This window comes from Actinoplanes sandaracinus, from assembly GCF_030009775.1.
Taxonomy (GTDB): Bacteria; Actinomycetota; Actinomycetes; order Mycobacteriales; family Micromonosporaceae; genus Actinoplanes; species Actinoplanes sandaracinus.
The window spans coordinates 161,660-185,280 of the sequence record NZ_JASCTH010000004.1 but is presented as its reverse complement, the minus strand read 5'-3'; the positions used below and the strand labels follow the sequence as shown (position 1 = coordinate 185,280).

The window sequence follows — 23,621 nt, the reverse complement described above, 5'->3', positions numbered from 1 at the left end:
GGATAGGCTGCGCCGGTGCTGTGACGGGAACCTTGAGAGTATCGCCAGGTTAAAAAGGGCGAATTCGCCCAGACGGGCCTAGATGAGGCTTTCTCTGGACGTAGGTGGCGAATATCGGCTTGATAACGGCGCTCTGGGTTTTCATGCCTCTGTGTCACAGTGGCACCTACTCACACAACCCCTCGTGAGCGCCCCTGAAGGAGGCACTCCCATGTTTGGGAAACGCCCGTGGAAGATGGCGGCCGGAGCGGCCGCCATCTCCTTGTTGGTCGCCGGTTGTCGCGGTGGCGACTCGGAGGATCCGACGGCCACCGCCAACGCGGTCGTGATCGGTATCGCCGAGCCGAAGCACCTTCTTCCTACGAACACCACCGACAACAACGGCTCGCAGGTGCTCGCCTCCCTGTTCTACCCGCTGGTCGACTTCGACGCGGGGAGAAAGCCGGTTGAGGTCGCCGCGGAATCGGTGACGGTGGACAAGACCAACCGGGTCTGGACGATCAAGCTGAAGCCGGGCTTCACGTTCCACAACGGTGAGCCGGTCACCTCGCAGAACTACATCGACGCCTGGAATTACGGCGCCTACGCTCCCAACGCGCAGGACGGCGGCTACTTCTTCGAGCGCATCGCGGGTTACGCCGATCTGAACCCGCTGGACCCCGACGGCGCGGGTCCGGCGAAGGCGCCCGACCCGACGACCAACAAGATGTCCGGCCTCAAGAAGGTCGACGACCTGACCTTCACGGTGACGCTCTCCGCCCCGTTCGCCAGCTTCGACTCGGTGATGGCCTACTCGGTCTTCTACCCGCTGCCCAAGGCGGCGTTCGCCAAGGACGGCGTGATCGCTGAGGGCTTCGAGGAGAAGCTCATCGGCAACGGCCCCTTCAAGCTGAAGGGCAAGTGGGAGCACGACGACAAGATCGTCGTGGAGAAGTTCAGCGACTTCAAGGGCGTGGTCCCGAAGATCGACGGCGTCACCTGGAAGATCTACCAGGACGACATGGCGGCGTACGCCGACCTGGTGGACAACAACCTCGACGTGCAGACGAACATCCCGACCGACGCGCTGGCCGTCGCCCCGGCCGACCTGGGCGAACGGTTCCAGAACAGTGAGGACTCGGGCTTCGACTTCATCGGCTTCCCGACGTTCGCCCCGGAGTACGAGAACCCCAACGTCCGCAAGGCGATCTCGATGGCGATCAACCGCGAGGAGATCGCGTCGCAGGTCTTCCTGAACTCCGTCGCCGCGGCGAAATCCTTCGTTTCGCCGGTCGTGCAGGGTTACCGCGAGAACAGCTGCGGCGAGGCGTGTGAGTACAACCCGACCAAGGCCCGCGAGCTGTACGCGGAGAACAAGGGCCCGGCCGAGATCAAGATCACCTATAACCAGGACGGTGGTCACAAGTCCTGGGTCGATGCCACCTGTAACCAGATCAAGGCGGCGCTGCGCGTCAACTGCACGGGTGTCCCCGAGCCGAAGTTCTCGGTCATGCAGGAGAAGCTCAAGGCCAAACAGAACATCGGCCTGATCCGTCTCGGCTGGGTCATGGACTACCCGCTGATGGAGAACTACCTCGGCCCGCTGTTCACCACCAAGGGTTCCTCGAACTTCTACGGCTGGTCGAATGCCGCCTTCGACACTCTGATGAAGCAGGGTTCGGCGGCGGCCACGCCAGAGGCCCAGGTCAAGAAGTGGCAGCAGGCGGAGGACATCCTCGCTCAGGAGATGCCGATCATCCCGCTGCGCTTCAGCCGCAACGTGTTCGGTTACTCGACGCGCGTCGCGAACGTCGACATGGACCTGTTCAAGAAGGTGGACCTGTACGAGATCGAAACGGTCGCCTGACCCGACCGCTCGATCACCGGTGGCGTCACGGAGGGTATGCGACCGTGGCGCCACTACGGTGTGAACCGACCTTTCCCCTCGCCGTGCTCACGAGGCCGGCGGTCCGTCCGCGGAAGAAGCTTGAACCCGTATGTTCCGCTACATCGTGCGGCGCCTGTTGCAGATGATCCTGACGTTCTTCGGCGCCACCTTCGTGGTGTTCGCGCTGATGTTCGCCAATCAGGACGACCCCATCCAGGCGTTGGCGGGCGAGAAACCGGTGAGCGCCAGCCTGCGCGCCGCGCTCACCGAGCGGTACCACTTGGACGAGGGCTTCCTCAGCCAGTACTGGTACTACATGAGCAACCTGCTCACCGGTGACCTGGGCGTGACCCTGACCGGCCGGGACATCTCGGCTCTGCTGGCCGAGGCCTGGCCGAGGACCCTGCAGCTCTCCCTGATGGCGATCGTCCTCGCGGCGGTGCTCGCGGTCACCGCCGGTGTCTGGTCCGCGATCCGCCGGGGCGGTGCCCTCGACAACGGCATCCTGGCCTTCACCCTGCTGCTGCTGGCGATGCCGATCGTCGTGCTCGCGCCGGTCGCCCAGTTGGTCTTCGGCATGGAGCTGGGCTGGTTCCCGGCGACCGCGTCCCGGGAGATCTCCTTCTACACGCTGATGCTGCCGGCCATCGTGCTCGCCACCACGGTGGTCGCCACCCAGCTCCGTGTCACCCGCACCTCGGTGGTGGAGAACCTGCGCGCCGACTACGTGCGGACCGCCCGGGCCAAAGGTCTGACGCCGCGCCGCGTGACCTGGGTGCACGTGCTGCGTAACTCGCTGATCCCGGTGATCACCCTGATCGGTGTCGACCTGGGCACCCTGATGTCCGGGGCGCTCGTCACCGAGGAGGTCTTCAACATCCCCGGGGTGGGGTTCAACCTGGCCCGCGGCATCCGGAACGAGGACGGCCCGCTGGTGGTCGGCTTCGTCAGCATCCTGGTGATCGTCTTCCTGGTCGTCAACCTCATCGTCGACCTGCTCTACGCCGCCCTCGACCCCAGGATCCGTTATGAGTGACCCGAACCTGATCGCCATGGCCGAGGCGCCCGCCGGTTCCGGCCGGCCACGCAGTCTCGCCGGCGACGCCTGGCACGACCTGCGCCGCAACAAGATCTTCTGGGCCTCGTCGGTGCTGGTGCTCGTGGTCCTGCTGATGGCGCTCGCCCCGTCGCTGTTCACCTCGGCCGACCCGGCGGCCTGCGCGCTGTCGAACAAGCACAAGGGGCCGGCCGGCGGCGCCCTGTTCGGTTACGACTTCCAGGGCTGCGACGTCTTCGCCCGCACCGTGCACGGCACCCGCAACTCGATCGAGGTGGGGTTCCTCTCCACGCTGCTCGCCGGCGTCATCGGCCTGTGCTTCGGGCTGGCCGCCGGCTACTACGGCGGCGCCGTCGACGCCGTGCTGTCCCGCGGTATCGACATCGTGCTCGGCATCCCGTTCCTGCTCGGCGCGGTGGTCTTCTCCGGCCGGCTGTCCGCCGGCGAGGGCGACGACGGCGTCACCGCGGTGACGCTCACGCTCGGCCTGCTCGCCTGGACCTCGGCGGCCCGGGTGATGCGTTCCTCGGTGGTCTCGGCGAAGAGTCAGGATTACGTGGCGGCCGCCCGGATGCTCGGGGCGGGCCCGCTCCGGCTGATGTTCCGGCACATCCTGCCGAACTCGATCGCCCCGTTTATCGTGGTGCTGACCCTGATGCTGGGCGCCAACATCGCGGCCGAGGCGACGTTGTCCTACCTCGGGGTCGGCCTCAAGGGCGAGGCGATCAGCTGGGGGGTCCAGATCGCCGACGCGCAAGGCCAGGCCCGGGTGGCGGCAGGCCCGCTGGTCTGGCCGTCCGTCTTCCTCGCCGCCACCGTGCTGGCCTTCATCATGCTGGGCGACGCCGTGCGCGACGCCTTCGACCCGAAGTTGCGGTGACCCCATGACCGACATCCAAGCGAGCATGGACGTCCTGCCCGGACTCGATCCGCGGGCGCCCCTGCTTCAGATCAACGACCTGCACGTCGAGTTCCGCACCCGGGACGGCGTCGCCAAGGCCGTCAACGGGGCGAGCTTTCGGCTGTCCCCCGGCGAGACCCTGGCGATCCTGGGTGAGTCGGGCTGCGGCAAGTCGGTGACCGCGCAGGCGATCATGGGCATCCTGGAGAGCCCGCCCGGCCACATCACCCGGGGCGAGGTCCGGTACCGCGGCGTCGACCTGCTGAAACTGCCGGAGCACGAGCGGCGCAAGGTGCGTGCCAACAAGATCGCCATGATCTTCCAGGACGCCCTCTCCGCACTGAATCCGGTCTACACGGTCGGCTTCCAGCTCGCCGAACTGTTCCGCGCCCACCGCGGGATGTCCCGGGCGGACGCCAAGAACCGGGCGATCGGGCTCCTCGACCAGGTCCGGATCCCGGCCGCGCGGGCCCGGATCAACGACTATCCGCACCAGTTCTCCGGCGGTATGCGGCAACGCGTCATGATCGCCATGGCGCTGGCGCTCGACCCCGAGGTGCTGATCGCCGACGAGCCGACCACCGCGCTCGACGTCACCGTGCAGGCGCAGATCATGAGCCTGCTCGCGGAACTCCAGCGGCAGCGCAACATGGGCCTCATCCTGATCACCCACGACATGGGCGTGGTCGCCGACGTCGCCGACCGGATCTCCGTCATGTACGCCGGCCGGGTCATCGAGGAGGCGCCGGTCTACGACATCTACGCGCGGCCGGCGCACCCGTACACCCGGGCGCTGCTCGAGTCGATCCCCCGGCTCGACCTCAAGGGCCACCAGCTCACCGCGATCCGGGGGCTGCCGCCGGTGCTGACCGACATCCCCAGCGGCTGCGCCTTCAACCCCCGCTGCCGCTACGCCAAGGACCCCTGCCTGCAGGATCCGCCGCCACCGGCGTACGCCATCGCACCGCACCGCACCGCACGCTGCCACTTCTTCCGGGAGGTCCTCGGTGAGTGACGTCGTCCTCGAGACCCGAAACCTGGTCAAGCACTTCCCGGTCAACCAGGGCATCGTCGTCAAGAGCAAGGTCGGCGCGGTCCGTGCGGTCGACGGCGTCGACCTCCAGCTGCGCCGCGGCGAGACCCTCGGTGTGGTCGGCGAGTCCGGCTGCGGCAAGTCGACCCTGGCGAAACTGCTCGTCGGCCTGGAGAAGCCGACGTCCGGCTCGATCATGGTGCGCGGGCAGGACATGGTGCGGCTCAGAGGCGGCGACCTGCGCCGGGCCCGCCGCAACATCCAGATGGTGCTGCAGGACCCGTACACCTCGCTCAATCCGCGGATGACCGTCGGCGACATCATCGGCGAGCCGTTCGAGATCCACCCTGAGGTGGTGCCCCGCGGCAAACGGCAGCAGGCCGTGCAGGACCTGCTGGACACGGTCGGCCTCAACCCCGACCACATCAGCCGGTACCCGCACCAGTTCTCCGGCGGTCAGCGGCAGCGCATCGGCATCGCCCGGGCACTGGCGCTGAAGCCCGAGATCATCGTCTGCGACGAGCCGGTGTCGGCGCTCGACGTGTCCATCCAGGCCCAGGTGATCAACCTGCTGGAGCGGTTGCAGGACGACTTCGGGCTGTCGTACATCTTCATCGCGCACGACCTGTCGGTGGTCCGGCACATCGCCGACCGGGTCGCCGTCATGTACCTCGGCAAGATCGTCGAACAGGGGCACGATGTGGCGATCTACGATCAGCCGACTCACCCGTACACCCAGGCTCTGCTCTCGGCCGTGCCGGTGCCGGACCCGCGCTTGCGGGGTCGCCGGGACCAGATCGTCCTCGAGGGTGACGTGCCGTCGCCGGCCGATCCGCCGTCGGGTTGCCGGTTTCGCACCCGTTGTTGGAAGGCGCAGCACATCTGTGCCGAGCAGGAGCCGCAGTTGCTGATTCGGGAGCGGTCGCCGCATCCGAGCGCCTGCCACTTCGCCGAGATCCGCCGGATCCGCTGACCCGGCTACGCGGACACCCGTCCTCGCCGCCACCCGCCGCTTTCCCGCTTTCCCGCTGCCGCTTGCCGCTTGCCGCTGCCGCTTGCCGCTGCCCACCGTCACACCCCGCTGCCGCCCCTCGCCGTCACATCCCTCCGCGATCTTGTGGAGTTGTGGCGCACCGTTGTCGGGCAACCCGGCAAGATCGCGTCGCGGTGGTGAGCATGCGGTGAGATCTTGCGGATTTGCCTTGCGCCGTTGTCGGACAACTCCACAAGATCGGCGGCGGAGCGGCGGAGCGGCGGAGCGGCGGAGCGGCGGAGCGGCGGAACGGCGAAGCGGCGGAACGGCGAAGCGGCGACGGGGCGACGGGGCGACGCGGCGACGCGACGACGGGGTGGTGCGGCAGCGAGGTGGCGTGGCGGCGAGGCGACCGGCCGGCGCGGCGACGGGGGTGGTGCGGCGGTGGCGGGACGTTTGCGGTGCGTGGAGGGCGGCGGCGGCGTGGGTGGCGCCGCCGCCGGTGGCGGGTGGCCGAAGCCGGTGGTGCCTAGAGGGGACCTCGGCCCGAACGCAGCAGGAGCAGCGCGACCTGGGTGCCGTCCGGCCCCAGCGCCTCGCGGAAGTGCTCGATGATCTCGCGCTCACGGGCCAGCACCAGGCGGGTGCCGCCGCTGGCCATGCGGGTCTTGCCGACCTCCTGGGAGAGGGCCGCGCGTTCCTGCCAGAGGGCGATGATCGCCTCATCGATCTCGTTGATCCGCTCGCGGATGCCGCGGATCTTCTCGGCGGCGGCGTCCTCGCCCGCGCCGGTGGTCTGGTCCATCACGTCGGCGGTCATGTTGTGCTCCTCGGGTGCTGGCGTCCCGGGCGCCCCGGCCCGGACAGCATCAAGCCCCGAGCTGGGAGGCCCGGGGCTTGATGAAGGTCTGGGATTCAGGAGCGACCTACGGCTGCCGGGCGTCCGGTGCCATAGGAAAAGAATCGCGCCTGCTGGATCACGAGCCGAGTATGCCCCCGGCTCGGACGGTCCCGCAAGGAAACCGCCCGAGTGTTGGGACGAAAGTTCATGCTGATCAGGCGGTGGTGGAGATGCGGTCGGCCGGTCCCGGCGCGATCGGGCCGGTGGCGAGGTACGCCACCAGAGCGTCCACATCGAAGCCGGGCGCGGTGACCCGTCCCGATCCCAGGGTCAGGGTGCTGAAGCCGTCACCGCCGTTGGCCAGGTAGTCGTTGGTGGTGACCAGGTAGTTCGCGGCCGGGTCGATCGGTGTCCCGTCTAGTGACAGGTCGGTGATCTTCGATCCGGGCGCGGCCGAGGCGCTCCAGGTGTAGGTCAGGCCCGCCGACACCTGCAGGATCCGCTGGGTGGTCTGCCCGCCGAAGCCGACGAACTGCTGCTCCAGCACGTCCTTGAGCTTTGCGCCGGTGAGGGTCTGCGTGACCACCAGGTTGTTGAACGGCTGCACGGTGAACGCCTCGCCATAGGTGACCTGGCCGTAGGCCTCGCCGCCGGAGGACTGGTCGGCGTCCAGATCGGCGCGGATGCCGCCCGGGTTCATCAGGGCGATCCGCGCGCCGGCGCCGCGCGTGTAGGCGAGCTGCGCGTCGGCGATCACGTCGCCGAGCGGGCTCTCCCCAGCCGGGGTAGCGGTCCGTACGATGTCCGCGCTGATGCTGCCGACCAGCCGGTTGGCGATCGGCGCGACGGCGGCGCGGTACTTGTCGGCCACCCTCTTCGCGGCGGCGTCGACGGTGTCGGGGTTCTTCAGGTAGGCCCCGGCGGCGTCCCGCTTCCAGCCGCCGTTGCCGTCCGGCACCCCGTTCTCCACGATCACGTTGCGGGCGGTGATCTCGGTGAACCGGCGGGTCCGGCGGTCCAGCGTGTAATCGATGTCGGTGACCAGCTGCCCGTTGGCGCCGGCGCTGGTGACGATGGTGTCGCGGCCCTTGCTGTTGGGCAGCTTGCACGAGTAGAAGCGGTGCGTGTGCCCGGAGATCACGATGCTGATCTCCGGGTTGAGGCCCGCCACGATCGGCTTCACCGGCCCGGTGAAGCCGACGCAGTCGGAGACGCCCGGCGCCGGCGTGGCCGCGCCCTGCGAACCGCCCTCGTGCAGGAGCAGCACCTGTGCCTTCACCCCGAAGAGCCGCAGCACGTTGCTCCACTCGTTGGCGGTCTCCACCTCGTCGGTGAAGTGCACGTCCTTGACGCCGGCCGGGTTGACGATGCCCGCCGTGCCCTCCAGCGTCATGCCGATGAAGCCGACCGGTACGCCGTTCACCCACTTGATCTCGATGGGCGGGAGAATCGGCAGGTTGGTCCGGTTGCTGATGGTGTTGGCCGCGAGATAGGTGAACCGGGCGCCCGCATACGGGTCGCCGTCCTGGCAGCCGTCGGCGGGGTGACAGCCGCCGCGCTGGATCCGGAGCAGCTCGGCCACGCCCTCGTCGAACTCGTGGTTGCCGACCGAGCTCACCTGAAGCCCGATCTCGTTCATCAGCTCGATCGTCGGCTCGTCGTGGAACGCGGCGCTGACCAGCGGGGTCGCGCCGATCAGGTCGCCGGCGCCGGCGGTGATCGTCTGGCGGCCCTCGGCGGCCGCCGAGGCGCGCAGGTTCTTCAGATATGTCGCCAGGTACTCCACGCCGCCGGCCGGGGTGCCGGCGCCGCCGGCGTTGACCACCGCGCCGCTGCCGGTCGGTGGGTCGATCGCACCGTGGAAGTCGTTGTAGCTGAGGAACTGGCCTTGCACGGTGCTCCCCGAAGGGATCCCGTAGGAGACGGAGACCGGGGCGAACCCGGGCGGGGTGGCGGCGGCGGTCCGCGGGGCCGGGATCGCCGTCAGCACTCCGGCGGCGGCGAGCACGGCCATCGGCAGGGCGAGGCGGCGCCGGTGGGGAAGAGTCATGTGATCGATCCCCCGATCGGAGAGACTTTTTCACCAACCTGGCCAGCCTGGTGGATCGGAGGAATCCCCGCCAGCACTTCAGGGTGACAGATTGATTGCCGGACGCCGATGTGTGCACGGGTCGGCGCGGAATTCCTGTCGGTGGGTCGGCATACACTGGCTCCCGCGATGCGTACTCCCTCAGAACCTTCCGAAGCCCTGTTCTCCCTGCCCGCGGTGCGGACCCCGGAGGCACCCCGGCCGGCGCCCCGCCGGCTCGACCCGGAGGCGCTGCTGACCGGCCTCAACGGCCCCCAGCGGGACGCGGTGACCCACTCCGGCGGGCCGCTGCTCATCGTGGCCGGTGCGGGTTCGGGCAAGACCAGGGTGCTCACCCACCGGATCGCCTATCTGCTGGCCGAGCGCGACGTGCACCCCGGTCAGATCATCGCGATCACGTTCACCAACAAGGCCGCCGGTGAGATGAAGGAGCGGGTCGCCCACCTGGTCGGCCCGCGCGCCCGGCTGATGTGGGTGTCGACGTTCCACTCGGCGTGCGTGCGGATCCTGCGGGCCGAGCACGAGCACGCCGGGCTGAAGAGCACCTTCTCGATCTATGACGCCGACGACTCACGCCGCCTGATGACACTGGTCGCCCGTGAGCTAGACCTCGACCCGAAGCGTTACACCGCGCGGGGCCTGGCCGCCCAGGTGTCGAACCTGAAGAACGAGCTGGTCCAGCCGGAGGACTACAAGAAGGACGCGAAGGGGCCGAACGAGCGGGCCGTCGCCGAGGCCTACGAGCTCTACCAGCGGCGGCTGCGTGAGGCGCACGCTCTCGACTTCGACGACATCATCATGACCGTGGTGCACCTCTTCCAGTCGCACCCGCAGGTCGCCGAGGTCTACCGGCGCCGTTTCCGGCACGTGATGGTCGACGAGTACCAGGACACCAACCACGCCCAGTACACCTTGATCCGTGAGCTGGTCGGTGTGGGCGGCGGCGACATCGAGCCGAGCGAGCTGTGCGTGGTCGGCGACGCGGACCAGTCGATCTACGCGTTCCGTGGCGCCACGATCCGGAACATCCTGGAGTTCGAGCGGGACTACCCGGAAGCCCGCACCATCCTGCTGGAGCAGAACTACCGTTCCACCCAGACCATCCTGTCCGCCGCCAACGCGGTGATCGACCGGAACACCTCCCGCAAACCCAAACGGCTCTGGAGCGACCAGGGCGCCGGCGAGCAGATCGTCGGCTATGTGGCCGACACCGAGCACGCCGAGGCCGACTGGGTGGCACGGGAGATCGACCGCCTCTGCGACAACCACGAGGTGCGTCCGGGCGACGTGGCGGTGTTCTACCGCACCAACGCCCAGTCCCGGGTCTTCGAGGAGGTGTTCATCCGGGTCGGCCTGCCTTACAAGGTGGTCGGCGGGGTGCGCTTCTACGAGCGCAAGGAGGTCCGCGACGCCCTCGGCTACCTGCGGGCGATCGTGAACGACGACGACACGGTCAGCATCCGCCGGGTGCTGAACACCCCGAAACGCGGCATCGGCGACCGGGCCGAGGCGTGCATCGAGGCGCTGTCGTCGCGTGACCGGGTCTCGTTCGGCCAGGCGCTGCGCCGGGCCAAGGACGCGCCGGGCATCTCGACCCGGGCGGTCAACAGCATCAACGACTTCGTGCGGCTCCTCGACGACCTGCGGGCGCTGGCGCTGTCCGCCCCGCCGGAAGAGGTGCTGGAAGCGGTGCTCCAGCGTTCGGGCCTGCTCAGCGAGCTGGAGGAGAGCCTCGACCCGCAGGACCAGGGCCGGGTGGAGAACCTCCAGGAGCTGGTGAGTGTCGCCCGGGAATACACCGAGCGCGTCGAGTCCCTCGCCGACGAGGAGGCGGGCCAGGTCGCGACGCTGGCCGGGTTCCTGGAGCAGGTGGCGCTGGTGGCCGATGCCGATCAGATTCCCAGCGACGACCCCGACCACCAGGGCGTGGTCACGCTGATGACCCTGCACACCGCGAAGGGCCTGGAGTTCCCGGTGGTGTTCCTGACCGGCCTGGAAGACGGCGTCTTCCCGCACATGCGGGCCCTCGGCGACAACTCCGAGCTGGAAGAGGAGCGCCGCCTGGCCTACGTGGGCATCACCCGGGCCCGGCAGCGGCTCTACCTGTCCCGGGCGGTCACCCGGTCGGCGTGGGGCCAGCCGCAGTACAACCCGCCCTCCCGGTTCACCGACGAGCTGCCGGTCGAGCTGGTGCGCTGGGAGCGCACCGGTGGGTCGTACACCTCCTGGTCGGGAACCGGCGGCGGGGTCGGTGGCCGCGGTGGTTACGGCAGCGGCGACCGCCAGCGCGGCGGCGGTTTCTCCGGTGGTACGCCCAAGGCGCAGCGCATCGCCGAGCGCCTCGGTATCGACGGCAGCAAGCTGGCCACCGCGAGCGACCTGAAATCCACCCCCAAGGTCGACACGGGCGACCGGGTCAACCACCAGCGCTACGGCCTGGGCCGGGTGCTGGCCGTCGAGGGGCAGGGTCCGGGCACCCGGGTCCAGATCGACTTCGGTGACCAGGTGATGTGGCTCGTGCTGAGGCACGCCCCGATCGAGAAGCTGTGACCCCGGTCAGGCGCAGCCAGGGATCTCCACCCCGTGCTCGTGCATCCACGCGGTCGGTTCGACCGGGTTCTGGAAATGCCCCTGATGCACCTCGAAGTGCAGGTGGGGCCCGGTCGAGTGCCCGGTCGAGCCTTCGTCGCCGATGTGCTCGGAGGCCTTGACCGCCTGGCCGACCTCGACGCCGATCGCCGACAGGTGACCGTAATGGGTGAGCCAGCCGTTTCCGTGGTCGATCAGGATCGCGTTGCCGTAACCACCGTTCGGGCCGGCTGAGATCACCACACCGGCCCCGGCCGCGACCACCCTGGCGCCGTGCGGCGCGGCCAGGTCGACACCGGCGTGCAGCCGTCCCCAGCGCGGCCCGAAACAGGACGTGACCTCGGCGGACGAGAGCGGATGCACCCACTGCGCCTTCGGCAGGGGGCGGGTCTTGCGGCGTGCCGGGGCGGCGGACCGGCTCTCGGCCTCGACGGTCGCCTCCAGGCGCGGGTGGGTCTTGCCGGGGGCCTCGTCGCCGTCGGGCGGGATGATCGGCAGGGCGGCGGGAGCGTGTGCCGCCGTGTGCGGGCCGGAGGCGCCGCCTGTGCCACCGACCGGAGCTGCGGAGGCCGCGACACCGGCGATGCCGACACCGGCGGCCAGCGTCGCGCTCAGCGCGGTGACCGAGAGCGCGGAACGGCTACGGGTGGCGAAGAGCGCGGGGAAGGCCGGGGCACGGTGCCGGTGCAGGCTCTCCTGCCGGCGGCGTCCACCTCGACCGGATGACGAATGCTGCCCCACGCGGATGCCCCTCCCGACTGCCGTGACGTTGTGCTGTCACGTACCTGTCGGCCCGGGGCGGGGGGCGCTGATGGGCGAAACGGTACTTCTACCGTCCTGCAACCAGGTTGATCAGGAAGCTTCGGCGGCGATACCCGCGTACACCGATTCGAGCTGGTTCTTGATGTCGACGCCGCGCTCGTCGAGGAACGTGATCGGGTCGGTGGGGGTGCCGTTGACGTGCACCTCGAGGTGCAGGTGCGTGCCGTAGGAATACCCGGTGTTGCCGACCTCGGCGATCACCTGACCGGCCTTGACCTGGTCACCCTTGTTCACCAGCAGCCGCCGGGAGTGGGCGTAGATGATCTCGGTGCCGTCGTCCTGCTTGATCGTGATCGAGTAGCCGTAGCCGCCGCTGTAACCGGCGGCGGTCACCGTGCCGGCGTGCACCGCCTTGTAGGGCGTTCCCTCCGGCGCGGCCAGGTCGATGCCGGCGTGCAGTTTGCCGAACCGGACCCCGTAGGCCGAGGTGAACTCGTACTCGTCGAGGGGCAGCACGTAGACGTCGGCCGCGGCCTCTTCGGCGGTGAGCTCGGTGCGGGCCTGACGGTCCTCGCCACGGGAGGCGGCGCCCTCTCCGGAGCGGTTCTCCAGCGCGTCGGTGGCGACCTGGGCGGTCTTCGACGACAGACCCTGAAGGACGTCGGGGTCGACGGCCTTCTTGTCCGGGAGGTTGGCGGCGGCGCCTAGGGCGACGACGCCGGCTCCGACGAAGGCGGAGGTGACGACGACGGCGTAGCGGCTGCGCGGAGGTGTCGGTACGCGACGCCGACCGCGATAGCGATCGGGCTCGGACGACAAGCGCTGGCGCACGAAGGGTCCTCCGTCAGTGGCATTGCGGCGGCGGCCCACGCTCGAACCCTGGGAAAATGGGTTGAACGGTGGTCTGCCGGGCTGTCGCTGTGGGGGAACCTGCGTGACAGCCGTGGCCACGGTAACGAAACGGCAGCCCGGTCACAAGTCGCAGCGCCAATTTCGTGACAGTTCCTGGATAGCATTGATGATCTATTGTCCGAATTGGTTACCTTTCCAGATCTGAGTTACGGCAACGGTCGGTAATTGGCACAGAAACGCTCCGTAATGTGACCCAGAGAACTATTCGCTTAGCCACCAGTCCTGTGCTCCCCGCTACCCCGGCGGGGCGCGGCAGGTTACCGTTCGTTCAGGTGACCGCGGAGGGGAGCCTGCACGTGGCGACCGGACACCGGGGTCGGACAGCCCGAAGGGGTCAGCATGCAAGCACGGATCAGGGTCGTCGTCGCCAAGCCTGGGCTGGACGGGCATGACCGCGGGGCCAAGGTGATCGCGCGGGCCCTGCGCGACGCCGGCATGGAAGTGATCTACACGGGCCTGCACCAGACACCGGAGCAGATCGTGGAGACCGCGATTCAGGAGGACGCCGACGGCATCGGCCTGTCGGTTCTCTCCGGCGCGCACATGACGTTGTTCCGCAGGGTGCTCGAACTGTTGGCGGAGCGTGACGCCTCCGACATCGTGGTATTCGGCGGCGGCATCATTCCCGAGGACGACATCTCGGAATTGCAATCACTCGGGGTAGCCGCGCTATTCACGCCGGGTACGTCGCTGGAATCCATCGTCGAATGGGTCCGCGCCAATGTGGCGGCGCCGGTCGGCTGAATCGGCCGTCCCCGGCCGGCGGTCACCGCTGTCTCCCGTGCGCTGAGACAGCGCTGAGAGCCGGCCGGAAGTGGCGCACACGCAAGGGGAGAGGCCGGACGCACCCCTCACACGTCCGGCCCCTCTATGCGCGATGCCCCGCCGCCACCCCTCGACCGACAGGGCATCGGCCGCTTTCCTTGCGGGCGCCGTAGCGCTCCGACACCACACTCAACGACACCCTCGCAGGCGGGTTACGCGCGTTCGCGTGACTTTTTCCGCCGCCGGGCGGAGACGATCGTTCAACGGCGGGATTCACGACCGCTGTGGTTCGGGTGACGGCCGCGACATACGCCACCACAATGATCCGAGCGTCGTGGAGAGTTCTCTGTGGGCACACCGTGCCCGATCGCCCCGACCGCCCCGGAGCTGCGATTTCGCCACTCTGGTGTGTGGTCTTGCACACCGTGCACCCGCGCGCTCGCCGGACCCGATCCGGTCGCTAGTCTGCGAATGAAGGCTGTTTCGCACAGGTGGAACGGCCGGACGATCCTCACGCTGGCGGCGCGCCGCGCTGCCCCGCGCACACAGGTCGGGACGCAATGGTGCGGCTTGCCGGCGCTTGGCGTCGCGAGCGAAAGGAGACACGTGGACCTGTTCGAGTATCAGGGGCGCGACCTGTTCGAACGGCACGGGCTGCCCGTGCTGGGCGGCGGCGTCGCAGAGACCCCGCAGGAGGCCCGGGCGATCGCCGAGCGGCTGGGCGGCAAGGTCGTCGTCAAGGCGCAGGTCAAGGTCGGCGGCCGCGGCAAGGCCGGCGGCGTCAAGCTGGCCGACGGCGCGGACGAGGCCGAGGCCCGTGCGACCGACATCCTGGGCATGGACATCAAGGGCCACACGGTCCACAAGGTGATGCTGGCCGAGACGGCCGACATCAAGGAGGAGTACTACTTCTCCTACCTGCTGGACCGGGCCAACCGCACGTTCCTCTGCATCGCCAGCGTCGCCGGCGGTATGGAGATCGAAACCGTCGCGGAGGAGGACCCGGACCGGGTCGCCAAGATCGCGATCGACGCGAGCAAGGGCGTGGACGAGGCGAAGGCGCGCGAGATCGTCACCGCCGCCAAGTTCCCGGCCGACATCGCCGACCAGGTCGTCGACATCGCCGTGAAGCTGTGGCAGGCGTTCGTCGCCGAGGACGCCACGCTGGTCGAGGTCAACCCGCTGGCCAAGGTCGGCGACGGCCGGGTGCTCGCGCTCGACGCCAAGGTCACGCTGGACGAGAACGCCGGCTTCCGGCACCCCGACCACGAGGCGCTCGAGGACAAGTCCGCGGTCGACCCGCTGGAGCAGGCCGCCAAGGAGAAGAACCTCAACTACGTCAAGCTCGACGGCGAGGTCGGCATCATCGGAAACGGCGCCGGCCTGGTCATGTCGACCCTGGACGTGGTGGCGTACGCGGGCGAGAAGCACGGCAATGTGAAGCCCGCCAACTTCCTCGACATCGGCGGCGGCGCCAGCGCCCAGGTGATGGCGAACGGCCTGGAGATCGTGCTCGGCGACCCGGCCGTGAAGTCCGTCTTCGTGAACGTCTTCGGCGGCATCACCGCCTGCGACGCGGTGGCCAACGGCATCATCCAGGCGCTGGCCCTGCTGGCCGAGCGCGGCGAGACCGTCACCAAGCCGCTCGTGGTCCGCCTCGACGGCAACAACGCCGAGGCCGGCCGTGCGATCCTCGACGGAGCGAACAACCCGCTCGTCCAGCGGGTGGACACGATGGATGGAGCGGCCGAGCGCGCCGCCGAGCTCGCGGCTGCGGGGAAGTGAACTAATGGCTATCTGGCTCACCAAGGACTCCAAGGTCATCGTCCAGGGCATCACCGGCGGTGAGGGCTCCAAGCACACCAAGCGGATGCTCGCGGCCGGCACCCAGGTAGTCGGTGGCGTGAACCCGCGCAAGGCCGGCACCAAAGTGGACTTCGACGGCACCGAACTGCCCGTCTTCGCCACCGTCGCCGAGGCGATCAAGGAGACCGGCGCCGACGTGTCGGTCATCTTCGTCCCGCCGGCGTTCACCAAGGCCGCGGTCGTCGAGGCCATCGACGCCGAGATCCCGCTCGCCGTGGTGATCACCGAGGGCGTGCCGGTGCAGGACTCGGCGGCGTTCTGGGCGTACAACGTGGGCAAGGGCGAGAAGACCCGGATCATCGGGCCGAACTGCCCCGGCATCGCGTCGCCCGGCGCCTCCAACGCCGGCATCATCCCGGCCGACATCACCCCGCACGGCCGGATCGGCCTGGTCAGCAAGAGCGGCACGCTGACCTACCAGCTCATGTACGAACTGCGTGAATTCGGTTTCTCCACGGCGGTCGGCATCGGTGGTGACCCGATCATCGGCACCACGCACATCGACGCGCTGCGGGCGTTCCAGGACGACCCGGAGACCGACGCGATCGTCATGATCGGTGAGATCGGTGGCGACGCCGAGGAGCGGGCCGCCGAGTTCATCAAGGCCAACGTCACCAAGCCGGTGGTCGGCTACATCGCCGGCTTCACCGCCCCGCCCGGAAAGACGATGGGCCACGCCGGCGCCATCATCTCCGGCTCGGCCGGCACCGCCGACGCGAAGAAGGTCGCCCTCGAGGCGGCCGGCGTCAAGGTCGGCAAGACGCCGAGCGAGACCGCCCAGCTCATGCGCGACATCTTGAGCTGATCACGGCGATGTGCACGGCGCGCCGTCGATCGGGGAGCGACCCGATCGGCGGCGCGCCGTCGCATCTGCATCGCCGTTGTGGCCGCGGCATGGAAAAGTAGGCGCGATGTCCAGCTCACCCGATCGTCCGGGCGACTCGGAGGACCCGTTCGCGGTCGCCGAGGCGCTGCAGTCCGTGGTGCGGGACACCGCGGCCATCGATCGGGAACGACCCGGCGGCGCCCCGGGCGACCGGCCGACCGAGGCGATCGACGTCGGCTCCACCCGGAACGAGGCCGGTCAGCGCGACTCCGGCCAGCATGACACCGGCCAGCATGACACCGGCCAGCATGACACCGTGGTCGTCGACGACGCGATGCTGGGACGCCGCGAGACCGTCCGGGTGCCCCTCCAGCGCCGTCCGCCCGCGGGCCGGCGTGCCCCGCTCGTGGTGGCAGCCCTCTTCGCCACGGTGTGGGCGGCCCTGCTGACATACGTTCCGGTCGCCGCGGTGATCGGGCTGGCCCGCACCCTGGAAGGCTCCGGGGGCCTGGCCGGCGCCGCGCACGCCGGGCTGGCCGCCTGGCTGCTCGGGCACGGCGTGCCGGTGGGCACGTCGATCGGTCCGCTCGCGCTGACGCCACTGCTGCTCACGGCGCTGATGGTGTGGCGGCTCAACCGGGCCGGGCTGCACGTCACCCGTGCGGTGGGGGCCCGGCACTCCGGGTCGGCCGGGCGGGCGCTCCTGGTCGCTGCGGTGGTCGGCGCCACGTACGCGCTGATCGGGGTCGCGGCCGCGCTGCTGACCGACGGTCGCGGCACCGAGATCTCCACCGGACGCGCCGCGTCGCACTTCCTGGCCATCGGCCTGGTCGGGGCTCTGCTCGGCGCGATCCGCGGCACCGGCGCGGTCTCCACGCTGGCCCGCCGGGTGCCGCAGGCGCTCCGGCACGGCATCCGGGCGGGCCTGGTCGCGGCCTTCCTGATCGTGGGCGCGGGCGCGGTCGCCGGCGGCCTCGCGGTCGCGCTCGGCGGCGCGCAGGCCGCCGACATCATCGCCAAATACCAGACCGGCGTCGCCGGCCAGGCCGGCATCACCATGATCAGCGTCGGGTACGCGGTGAACGCCTCCATCTGGGCCGCCGCCTACCTCCTCGGGCCCGGGTTCGCGCTCGGCACCGACACGACCGTCCGGCTCACCGAGGTGACTCTCGGGCCGCCGCCCATGCTGCCGCTGATCGCCGGCCTGCCGGACGGCCCGATGGGCGCCACCGGCACGGTGCTGCTGGCCCTGCCGGTGATCGCCGGCGCGGTGGCCGGCTGGGCGCTCACCCAGCGTCTGCGTTTCGGCCGGGACAGCGCCCGGCGAGCCACGCGCCGCAACGGCAAGGGCTCGCCCGCGGAGGCCGACCCGCCGTGGTCGATGGTGGTGCTGTCGAGCCTGCTCGCCGGCCCGGTCGCCGGGCTGGTCCTGGCCACGCTCGCCTGGCTCTCCGGCGGCGCGATCGGCTCCGGCCGGCTGTCCCGGATCGGCCCCGACCCGGTGCAGGCCGGCCTGGTCGCCGCGATCGTGGTGGCGGTGTCGGTCAGCCTCGGCGCGGCCGCGGCCCGGGCGTTCCGCCGCGACTGAGGCCTACGGCCCGCCGTGACCGGAGGGCCCCACCGCGAGGTGGACGCTCACTGGCCGTCGCGGAAGTTCTGTGGCCAGTCCACGTCCTGCAGGACCTGGCCGAGGATGAACAGCAGGATCGCCAGGGCGATCGCGGAGGCCCCGGTGGCGATACCGGCGATGGCCTGGCCACGGTTGCCAGCGAGACCCTGCTCGGCCTTCTTCTTGCCGAGGAGCCCGAGAACGATGGCGCCCACGGCCAGCGGCACACCGGCGTACCAGCAGCAGACGGCCGGGATCGACACGATGCCCAGGATCATCGAGATCAGGCCCTGTGTGTTGTCCGCCCCGGAGGACGGCGGCTTGTCGTGGAACGGGGGAGGAGGAGGGATCGTCATGCCCTGATGGATTGCCCACACCCGCCGGGTGGGGAAACGCCCCGTTGGCGGGGAGAGGCCCGCGCGGCGATAGGGTGCACAGGTGACTGACCCCGCGCCTGCCCGCCTGGTCGTCCTCATCTCCGGATCGGGCAGCAACCTGCAGGCACTTCTCGAGGCGACCGCCGATCCGGCCTACGGGGCCACCGTGGTCGCCGTCGGCGCCGACCGGGACGGGATCACCGGCCTGGACCGTGCCGCCGCCGCCGGAATCCCCACGTTCGTCGACTCGGTGAAGGCCTACCCGACCCGCGAGGACTGGGATGCCGCCCTCGCCGCGCACGTCGCCGAGCACCGGCCCGATCTGGTGATCTCGGCCGGCTTCCTGAAACTCGTCGGCAAGCGGTTCCTGGACGCCTTCGGCGACCGGTACATCAACACCCACAACGCGCTGCTTCCCGCCTTCCCCGGCATCCATGGGCCGCGAGACGCTCTGGCGTACGGGGTGAAGGTGGCCGGAGCGACGCTCTTCTTCGTGGACGCCGGTGTCGACACCGGGCCGATCATCGCGCAGACCGTGGTCCCCGTGCTCGACGACGACACGGAGGAGACGCTCACCGAGCGCATCAAGGTGGCCGAGCGGGCCCAGTTGGTCGACCACGTCGGCCGCCTGGTCCGGAACGGCTGGACCATTCAGGACAGAAAGGTACGGATTCCGTGACCACGGAAGAGGGCCGCCGCCCGATCAGGCGGGCGCTGCTGAGTGTCTGGTACAAGGACGGCATCGTCGAGCTGGCACAGGCTCTGCACGACGCCGGTGTGCAGATCGTCTCCACCGGTTCGACCGCGTCGACCGTGGAGAAGGCCGGCGTCCCGGTGACCCGGGTCGAGGAGCTGACCGGCTTCCCCGAGATCCTCAGCGACCGGGTGAAGACGCTGCACCCCAAGGTGCACGCCGGCCTGCTCGCCGACCTGCGGCTGGACAGCCACGTGCAGGAGCTCGCCGAGCTGGGCATCGAGCCGTTCGACCTGCTGGTCAGCAACCTCTACCCGTTCAGCGAGACGGTGGCCTCCGGCGCGGGTGAAGAGGAGTGCATCGCGAAGATCGACATCGGTGGCCCGGCGATGGTCCGCTCGGCGGCCAAGAACCACGCGTCCGTCGCGGTCGTCACCTCCGTCTCGGCGTACCCCCTGATCGTCTCGGCCCTCGCCGAAGGCGGATTCTCGCTCACCCAGCGCAAGGCGCTCGCCGCCCGCGCCTTCGCGGACATCGCGGAGTACGACGTGGCCGTCGCCCGGTGGACCGCCTCGACGCTGGCGTCCTCCGCGGACTGGCCGGCCTTCGACGGGCTCGCGCTGCGCCTGGAGAACACGCTGCGCTACGGCGAGAACCCGCACCAGCGTGCCGCGCTCTACCTCGACCCGGACGCGCCCGCCGGCCTCGCCCAGGCCGAGCAGTTGCACGGCAAGGAGATGTCCTACAACAACTACGTCGACGCGGACGCGGCCTGGCGCAGCGCCAACGACTTCACCGAGCCGTGCGTGGCGATCATCAAGCACGCCAACCCGTGCGGGATCGCGGTCGGCGCCGACGTGGCCGAGGCACACCGCAAGGCGCACGAGTGCGACCCGGTCTCCGCGTTCGGTGGCGTCGTCGCGGTCAACCGTGAGGTGACGGCCGCTCTCGCACGGCAGCTCAGCGAGATCTTCACCGAGGTCGTCGTGGCGCCGTCGTTCGAGGCCGCGGCGCTGAGCCTGTTCCGCGAGAAGAAGAACCTGCGCGTTCTGGCCGCTCCCGCCTGGAAACCGCCGGCCACCGAGATCAAGCAGGTCAGCGGTGGTGTGCTGGTGCAGGTCGCCGACCGGATCGACGCGTCCGGCGACGACCCGGCGACCTGGACCCTCGCCACCGGGCCGGCGCTCACCGGACCGGACCTCGCCGACCTGGTCTTCGCATGGCGCGCGGTGCGCGGCGTGAAGAGCAACGCCATCCTGCTCGCCCGCGACGGCGCCACCGTCGGCGTCGGCATGGGGCAGGTCAACCGGGTCGACTCGGCGCATCTCGCGGTGAACCGGGCCGGCGCCGAGCGCGCCAAGGGCAGTGTGGCGGCGTCCGACGCGTTCTTCCCGTTCCCGGACGGCCTCCAGGTGCTGATCGACGCCGGCGTGAAGGCGGTCGTGCAGCCGGGTGGCTCCATCCGCGACGAGCAGGTCATCGCGGCGGCGGCCGCCGCCGGCCTGACCGTCTACCTGACCGGCACCCGCCACTTCTACCACTGACGGTTCACCGCGGACGACGGTCTCCTCCGGCTGGAGGAGACCGTAGCCCTGGTCACCGCCGCGTCAAACCCGCCGACGGCGGGGGTATGGCGTGCCGGAACGGGCCGGAAAGAGCGCTCGTTGATCGAGGCCGTTGTGGCACGTGCGGAGAAACCACAGCGGGGCCCAGCCGGAAGTGATCAAGTGGCTTAGGTCCCGTTCAGCGGACCGGCTCGTAACGGCCCGTTTACCGGCTGATACGGTCGCGAAAAATCGCCCGGACACTGGGAGAGCAGAGCTATGGGCAAGAAGGTAACCGTCGTAGGCGCCGGTTTCTACGGGTCCACCACGGCGCAGCGTCTCGCCGAGTACGACATCTTCGAGACGGTGGTCCTCACCGACATCCTCGAGGGCAAGCCCGCGGGCATCGCGCTCGACCTCAACCAGTCCCGCGCGATCGAGGGCTTCGAGAGCAAGGTCGTCGGCGCGACGACCGGCCCGAACGGTGAGGGTTACGAGGCCATCGAGGGCTCGGACGTCGTCGTCGTGACCGCCGGCCTGCCGCGCAAGCCGGGCATGAGCCGGATGGACCTGCTCGAGGTCAACGCGAAGATCGTTCGCCAGGTCGCCGAGAACATCAAGAAGTACGCGCCCAACGCCGTCGTCATCGTGGTCTCGAACCCGGTCGACGAGATGACCGCGCTGGCCCAGCTGGCCACCCAGTTCCCGAAGAACCAGGTCTTCGGCCAGGCCGGTGTCCTCGACACCGCCCGGTTCACCAACTTCATCGCCGAGGAGCTGAACGTTCCGGTGGCCAGCGTCAAGGCGCTGACCCTGGGCTCGCACGGCGACACCATGGTGCCGGTGCCGTCGCGCTGCACCGTCGACGGCAAGCCGCTGTCCGACCTGCTCCCGGCTGAGAAGATCGAGGAGCTGGTGGTCCGCACCCGTAACGGTGGCGCCGAGGTCGTGGCGCTGCTGAAGACCGGTTCGGCGTACTACGCCCCGTCGGCTGCCGCCGCCCGCATGGCGAAGGCCGTCGCCGAGGACTCCGGCGTGGTTCTGCCGGTCTGCGCCTGGGTCGACGGTGAGTACGGCATCTCCGGCGTCTACCTCGGCGTCGAGGCCGAGATCGGCGCGCAGGGCATCAAGAAGGTCGTCGAGGAGAAGCTCACCGACGCCGAGATCGCCGGCCTGAAGGAGGCCGCCGAGGCGGTCCGCGCCAAGCAGGCGGACGTCGCGGGTCTCTGATCCCACACGGTTCGTTCGAAGGCCGGGGCGGCAACGTCCCGGCCTTCAACCTTTCGGCGGTACGGCCGACGCGCCCGCCCCCGGTGAGTCGTTCGGCGGTGCTGACGAGTTCGTCACGCAGAAATGCGCCGGTGACGCCCACCACGGCCAGCGCTGTCAGGACTGGAGAGCGCCGCGCCGATCCGGGCGGCGATCTCGCGTGGTGCGTCCGCCCTAGTGCCCTCGTGGCGGGGCTGGTAGCGCTTATCGGTGCGGCGCCTCTTCATCACCTGGAATGGTAGAGGGGGACTGCCGGATCGGGGCCGCCCGGCGATCTTTCACAGGCGGGCAGTACGCTCGTACTGCTAAGCGTGTGTTTCGGGAGAGGAGCGCCGGCCGATGGCGAAAATCAAGGTCAAGAACCCGGTCGTTGAGATCGACGGCGACGAGATGACCCGGATCATCTGGAAGCAGATCCGTGAGCAGCTGATTCTGCCGTATCTCGATGTGAACCTCGAGTACTACGACCTGTCGATCCAGTACCGGGACGAGACCGACGACCAGGTCACGATCGACTCGGCCAACGCCATCAAGCGGCACGGCGTCGGCGTCAAGTGCGCCACGATCACGCCGGACGAGGCGCGGGTCGACGAGTTCGGCCTGAAGAAGATGTGGCGGTCGCCGAACGGCACGATCCGCAACATCCTCGGCGGCGTCGTCTTCCGTGAGCCGATCATCATGTCCAACGTACCCAGGCTGGTACCGAGCTGGACGAAGCCGATCATCATCGGCCGTCACGCGCACGGTGACCAGTACAAGGCGACCGACTTCGTCGCGCCGAAGGCCGGCAAGTTCACCGTCACCTTCACGCCGGAGGACGGCTCGGCGCCGATGGAGTTCCACGTCACGGACTTCCCGGCCGGTGGTGGCGTCGGCATGGCGATGTACAACTACGACGAGTCGATCCGTGATTTCGCCCGGGCCTCGTTCCGTTACGGCCTGGCCCGCAACTACCCGGTCTACCTCTCCACCAAGAACACGATCCTGAAGGCCTACGACGGGCGTTTCAAGGACCTGTTCGCGGAGATCTTCGAGACCGAGTTCGCGGAGCAGTTCAAGCAGGCCGGCATCACCTACGAGCACCGGCTGATCGACGACATGGTCGCCGCCGCGATGAAGTGGGAGGGCGGCTACGTCTGGGCCTGCAAGAACTACGACGGTGACGTGCAGTCCGACACCGTCGCCCAGGGCTTCGGCTCGCTCGGCCTGATGACCTCGGTGCTGATGACCCCGGACGGCAAGACCGTCGAGGCCGAGGCCGCGCACGGCACGGTCACCCGGCACTACCGGCAGTGGCAGAAGGGCGAGAAGACCTCGACCAACCCGATCGCCTCGATCTTCGCCTGGACCGGCGGCCTCAAGCACCGCGGCAAGCTGGACGGCACCCCCGAGGTGACCGAGTTCGCCGAGAAGCTGGAGCGCGTCTGCATCGAGACCGTCGAGGGCGGTCAGATGACCAAGGACCTCGCGCTGCTGATCAGCCGGGACGCCCCGTGGCTGTCCACCGACGAGTTCATGAACGCGCTCGACGAGAACCTGGCCCGCAGTATTTGATTGCTTCGCCTCCGGCTCGCTGCGTTGCGCCTTGTAACCGACGTCGAGGGGCCCGAAAACGACCACGCTTCGCTTGTCGTTTTCGGGCCCCTC

At 69.3% G+C, this 23,621-nt stretch carries 19 protein-coding genes; 14 read left to right on the top strand and 5 right to left on the bottom strand.

The genetic code is table 11. The features are described 5' to 3' along the window. Window positions 1–211 precede the first annotated feature (211 nt). The 5 genes from QLQ12_RS07605 to QLQ12_RS07585 all read left to right on the top strand — a co-directional run bounded on the left by QLQ12_RS07605 (window position 212) and on the right by QLQ12_RS07585 (window position 5,831). The gene (locus tag QLQ12_RS07605; RefSeq protein ID WP_282758132.1) at window positions 212–1,846 is read left to right on the top strand and encodes a peptide ABC transporter substrate-binding protein; all 1,635 of its coding nucleotides are present in this window, start codon (window positions 212–214) and stop codon (window positions 1,844–1,846) included. Between the two features lie 130 nt (window positions 1,847–1,976). After that, on the top strand, window positions 1,977–2,903 hold the full coding sequence (locus QLQ12_RS07600) for an ABC transporter permease (RefSeq protein WP_282758130.1): 927 nt from the start codon (window positions 1,977–1,979) through the stop codon (window positions 2,901–2,903). Next, window positions 2,896–3,804: an ABC transporter permease gene (locus QLQ12_RS07595; RefSeq protein WP_282758128.1), complete on the top strand. Its 909-nt coding sequence runs from the start codon at window positions 2,896–2,898 to the stop codon at window positions 3,802–3,804. Before QLQ12_RS07600 ends, QLQ12_RS07595 begins: the two co-directional genes overlap by 8 nt. Before the next feature lie 4 nt (window positions 3,805–3,808). Next, window positions 3,809–4,840, top strand: coding sequence for an ABC transporter ATP-binding protein (locus QLQ12_RS07590; protein ID WP_282758126.1), 1,032 nt, complete (start codon window positions 3,809–3,811; stop codon window positions 4,838–4,840). Next, window positions 4,833–5,831 (top strand): ABC transporter ATP-binding protein, encoded by a 999-nt coding sequence (locus QLQ12_RS07585; protein ID WP_282758124.1) that lies wholly within the window; start codon window positions 4,833–4,835, stop codon window positions 5,829–5,831. Before QLQ12_RS07590 ends, QLQ12_RS07585 begins: the two co-directional genes overlap by 8 nt. A gap of 529 nt (window positions 5,832–6,360) precedes the next feature. Here QLQ12_RS07585 and QLQ12_RS07580 read toward each other — a convergent pair. Then, window positions 6,361–6,651 carry a chorismate mutase gene (locus tag QLQ12_RS07580; protein WP_282758123.1) on the bottom strand — a complete coding sequence of 97 codons (291 nt, stop codon included), beginning with the start codon at window positions 6,649–6,651 and terminating at the stop codon, window positions 6,361–6,363. 235 nt (window positions 6,652–6,886) lie between these two features. After that, window positions 6,887–8,722 (bottom strand): bifunctional metallophosphatase/5'-nucleotidase, encoded by a 1,836-nt coding sequence (locus QLQ12_RS07575; protein ID WP_282758121.1) that lies wholly within the window; start codon window positions 8,720–8,722, stop codon window positions 6,887–6,889. Between the two features lie 168 nt (window positions 8,723–8,890). Between QLQ12_RS07575 and pcrA the strand changes: the two genes are divergently transcribed. Then, window positions 8,891–11,311: a DNA helicase PcrA gene (gene pcrA, locus QLQ12_RS07570; RefSeq protein WP_282758119.1), complete on the top strand. Its 2,421-nt coding sequence runs from the start codon at window positions 8,891–8,893 to the stop codon at window positions 11,309–11,311. Window positions 11,312–11,317: 6 nt separating this feature from the next. Here the strand turns inward: pcrA and QLQ12_RS07565 are convergent, their stop codons facing one another. Beyond that, window positions 11,318–12,091 carry a M23 family metallopeptidase gene (locus QLQ12_RS07565; protein WP_282758118.1) on the bottom strand — a complete coding sequence of 258 codons (774 nt, stop codon included), beginning with the start codon at window positions 12,089–12,091 and terminating at the stop codon, window positions 11,318–11,320. A gap of 111 nt (window positions 12,092–12,202) precedes the next feature. Continuing rightward, a complete protein-coding gene (locus QLQ12_RS07560; RefSeq protein ID WP_282758116.1) occupies window positions 12,203–12,943 on the bottom strand; it encodes a M23 family metallopeptidase in 741 nt (246 codons plus the stop codon). 420 nt (window positions 12,944–13,363) lie between these two features. Here QLQ12_RS07560 and QLQ12_RS07555 point away from each other — a divergent pair, with 420 nt between their 5' ends. From QLQ12_RS07555 to QLQ12_RS07540, 4 genes are all read left to right on the top strand, one after another. Then, complete coding sequence (locus QLQ12_RS07555) at window positions 13,364–13,768, top strand: cobalamin B12-binding domain-containing protein (protein WP_282758114.1); 405 nt, start codon at window positions 13,364–13,366, stop codon at window positions 13,766–13,768. 627 nt (window positions 13,769–14,395) lie between these two features. Further along, window positions 14,396–15,574: an ADP-forming succinate--CoA ligase subunit beta gene (gene sucC, locus QLQ12_RS07550; protein WP_328518266.1), complete on the top strand. Its 1,179-nt coding sequence runs from the start codon at window positions 14,396–14,398 to the stop codon at window positions 15,572–15,574. A 4-nt stretch (window positions 15,575–15,578) separates the two neighbouring features. After that, complete coding sequence (sucD, locus tag QLQ12_RS07545; protein ID WP_282758112.1) at window positions 15,579–16,460, top strand: succinate--CoA ligase subunit alpha; 882 nt, start codon at window positions 15,579–15,581, stop codon at window positions 16,458–16,460. Between the two features lie 106 nt (window positions 16,461–16,566). After that, a complete protein-coding gene (locus QLQ12_RS07540) occupies window positions 16,567–18,069 on the top strand; it encodes a cell division protein PerM (RefSeq protein ID WP_282758111.1) in 1,503 nt (500 codons plus the stop codon). Window positions 18,070–18,116: 47 nt separating this feature from the next. Here the strand turns inward: QLQ12_RS07540 and QLQ12_RS07535 are convergent, their stop codons facing one another. Beyond that, complete coding sequence (locus QLQ12_RS07535; protein WP_282758110.1) at window positions 18,117–18,446, bottom strand: DUF4190 domain-containing protein; 330 nt, start codon at window positions 18,444–18,446, stop codon at window positions 18,117–18,119. 82 nt (window positions 18,447–18,528) lie between these two features. Here QLQ12_RS07535 and purN point away from each other — a divergent pair, with 82 nt between their 5' ends. From purN to QLQ12_RS07515, 4 genes are all read left to right on the top strand, one after another. After that, window positions 18,529–19,146 carry a phosphoribosylglycinamide formyltransferase gene (gene purN / locus QLQ12_RS07530; RefSeq protein WP_282758108.1) on the top strand — a complete coding sequence of 206 codons (618 nt, stop codon included), beginning with the start codon at window positions 18,529–18,531 and terminating at the stop codon, window positions 19,144–19,146. Next, window positions 19,143–20,705 carry a bifunctional phosphoribosylaminoimidazolecarboxamide formyltransferase/IMP cyclohydrolase gene (gene purH, locus QLQ12_RS07525; protein WP_282758107.1) on the top strand — a complete coding sequence of 521 codons (1,563 nt, stop codon included), beginning with the start codon at window positions 19,143–19,145 and terminating at the stop codon, window positions 20,703–20,705. The genes purN and purH overlap by 4 nt, the downstream gene beginning before the upstream one ends. 279 nt (window positions 20,706–20,984) lie before the next feature. Then, complete coding sequence (gene mdh, locus QLQ12_RS07520) at window positions 20,985–21,935, top strand: malate dehydrogenase (protein ID WP_282758105.1); 951 nt, start codon at window positions 20,985–20,987, stop codon at window positions 21,933–21,935. Window positions 21,936–22,313: 378 nt separating this feature from the next. After that, complete coding sequence (locus tag QLQ12_RS07515) at window positions 22,314–23,528, top strand: NADP-dependent isocitrate dehydrogenase (protein ID WP_282758104.1); 1,215 nt, start codon at window positions 22,314–22,316, stop codon at window positions 23,526–23,528. Window positions 23,529–23,621: the final 93 nt, after the last annotated feature.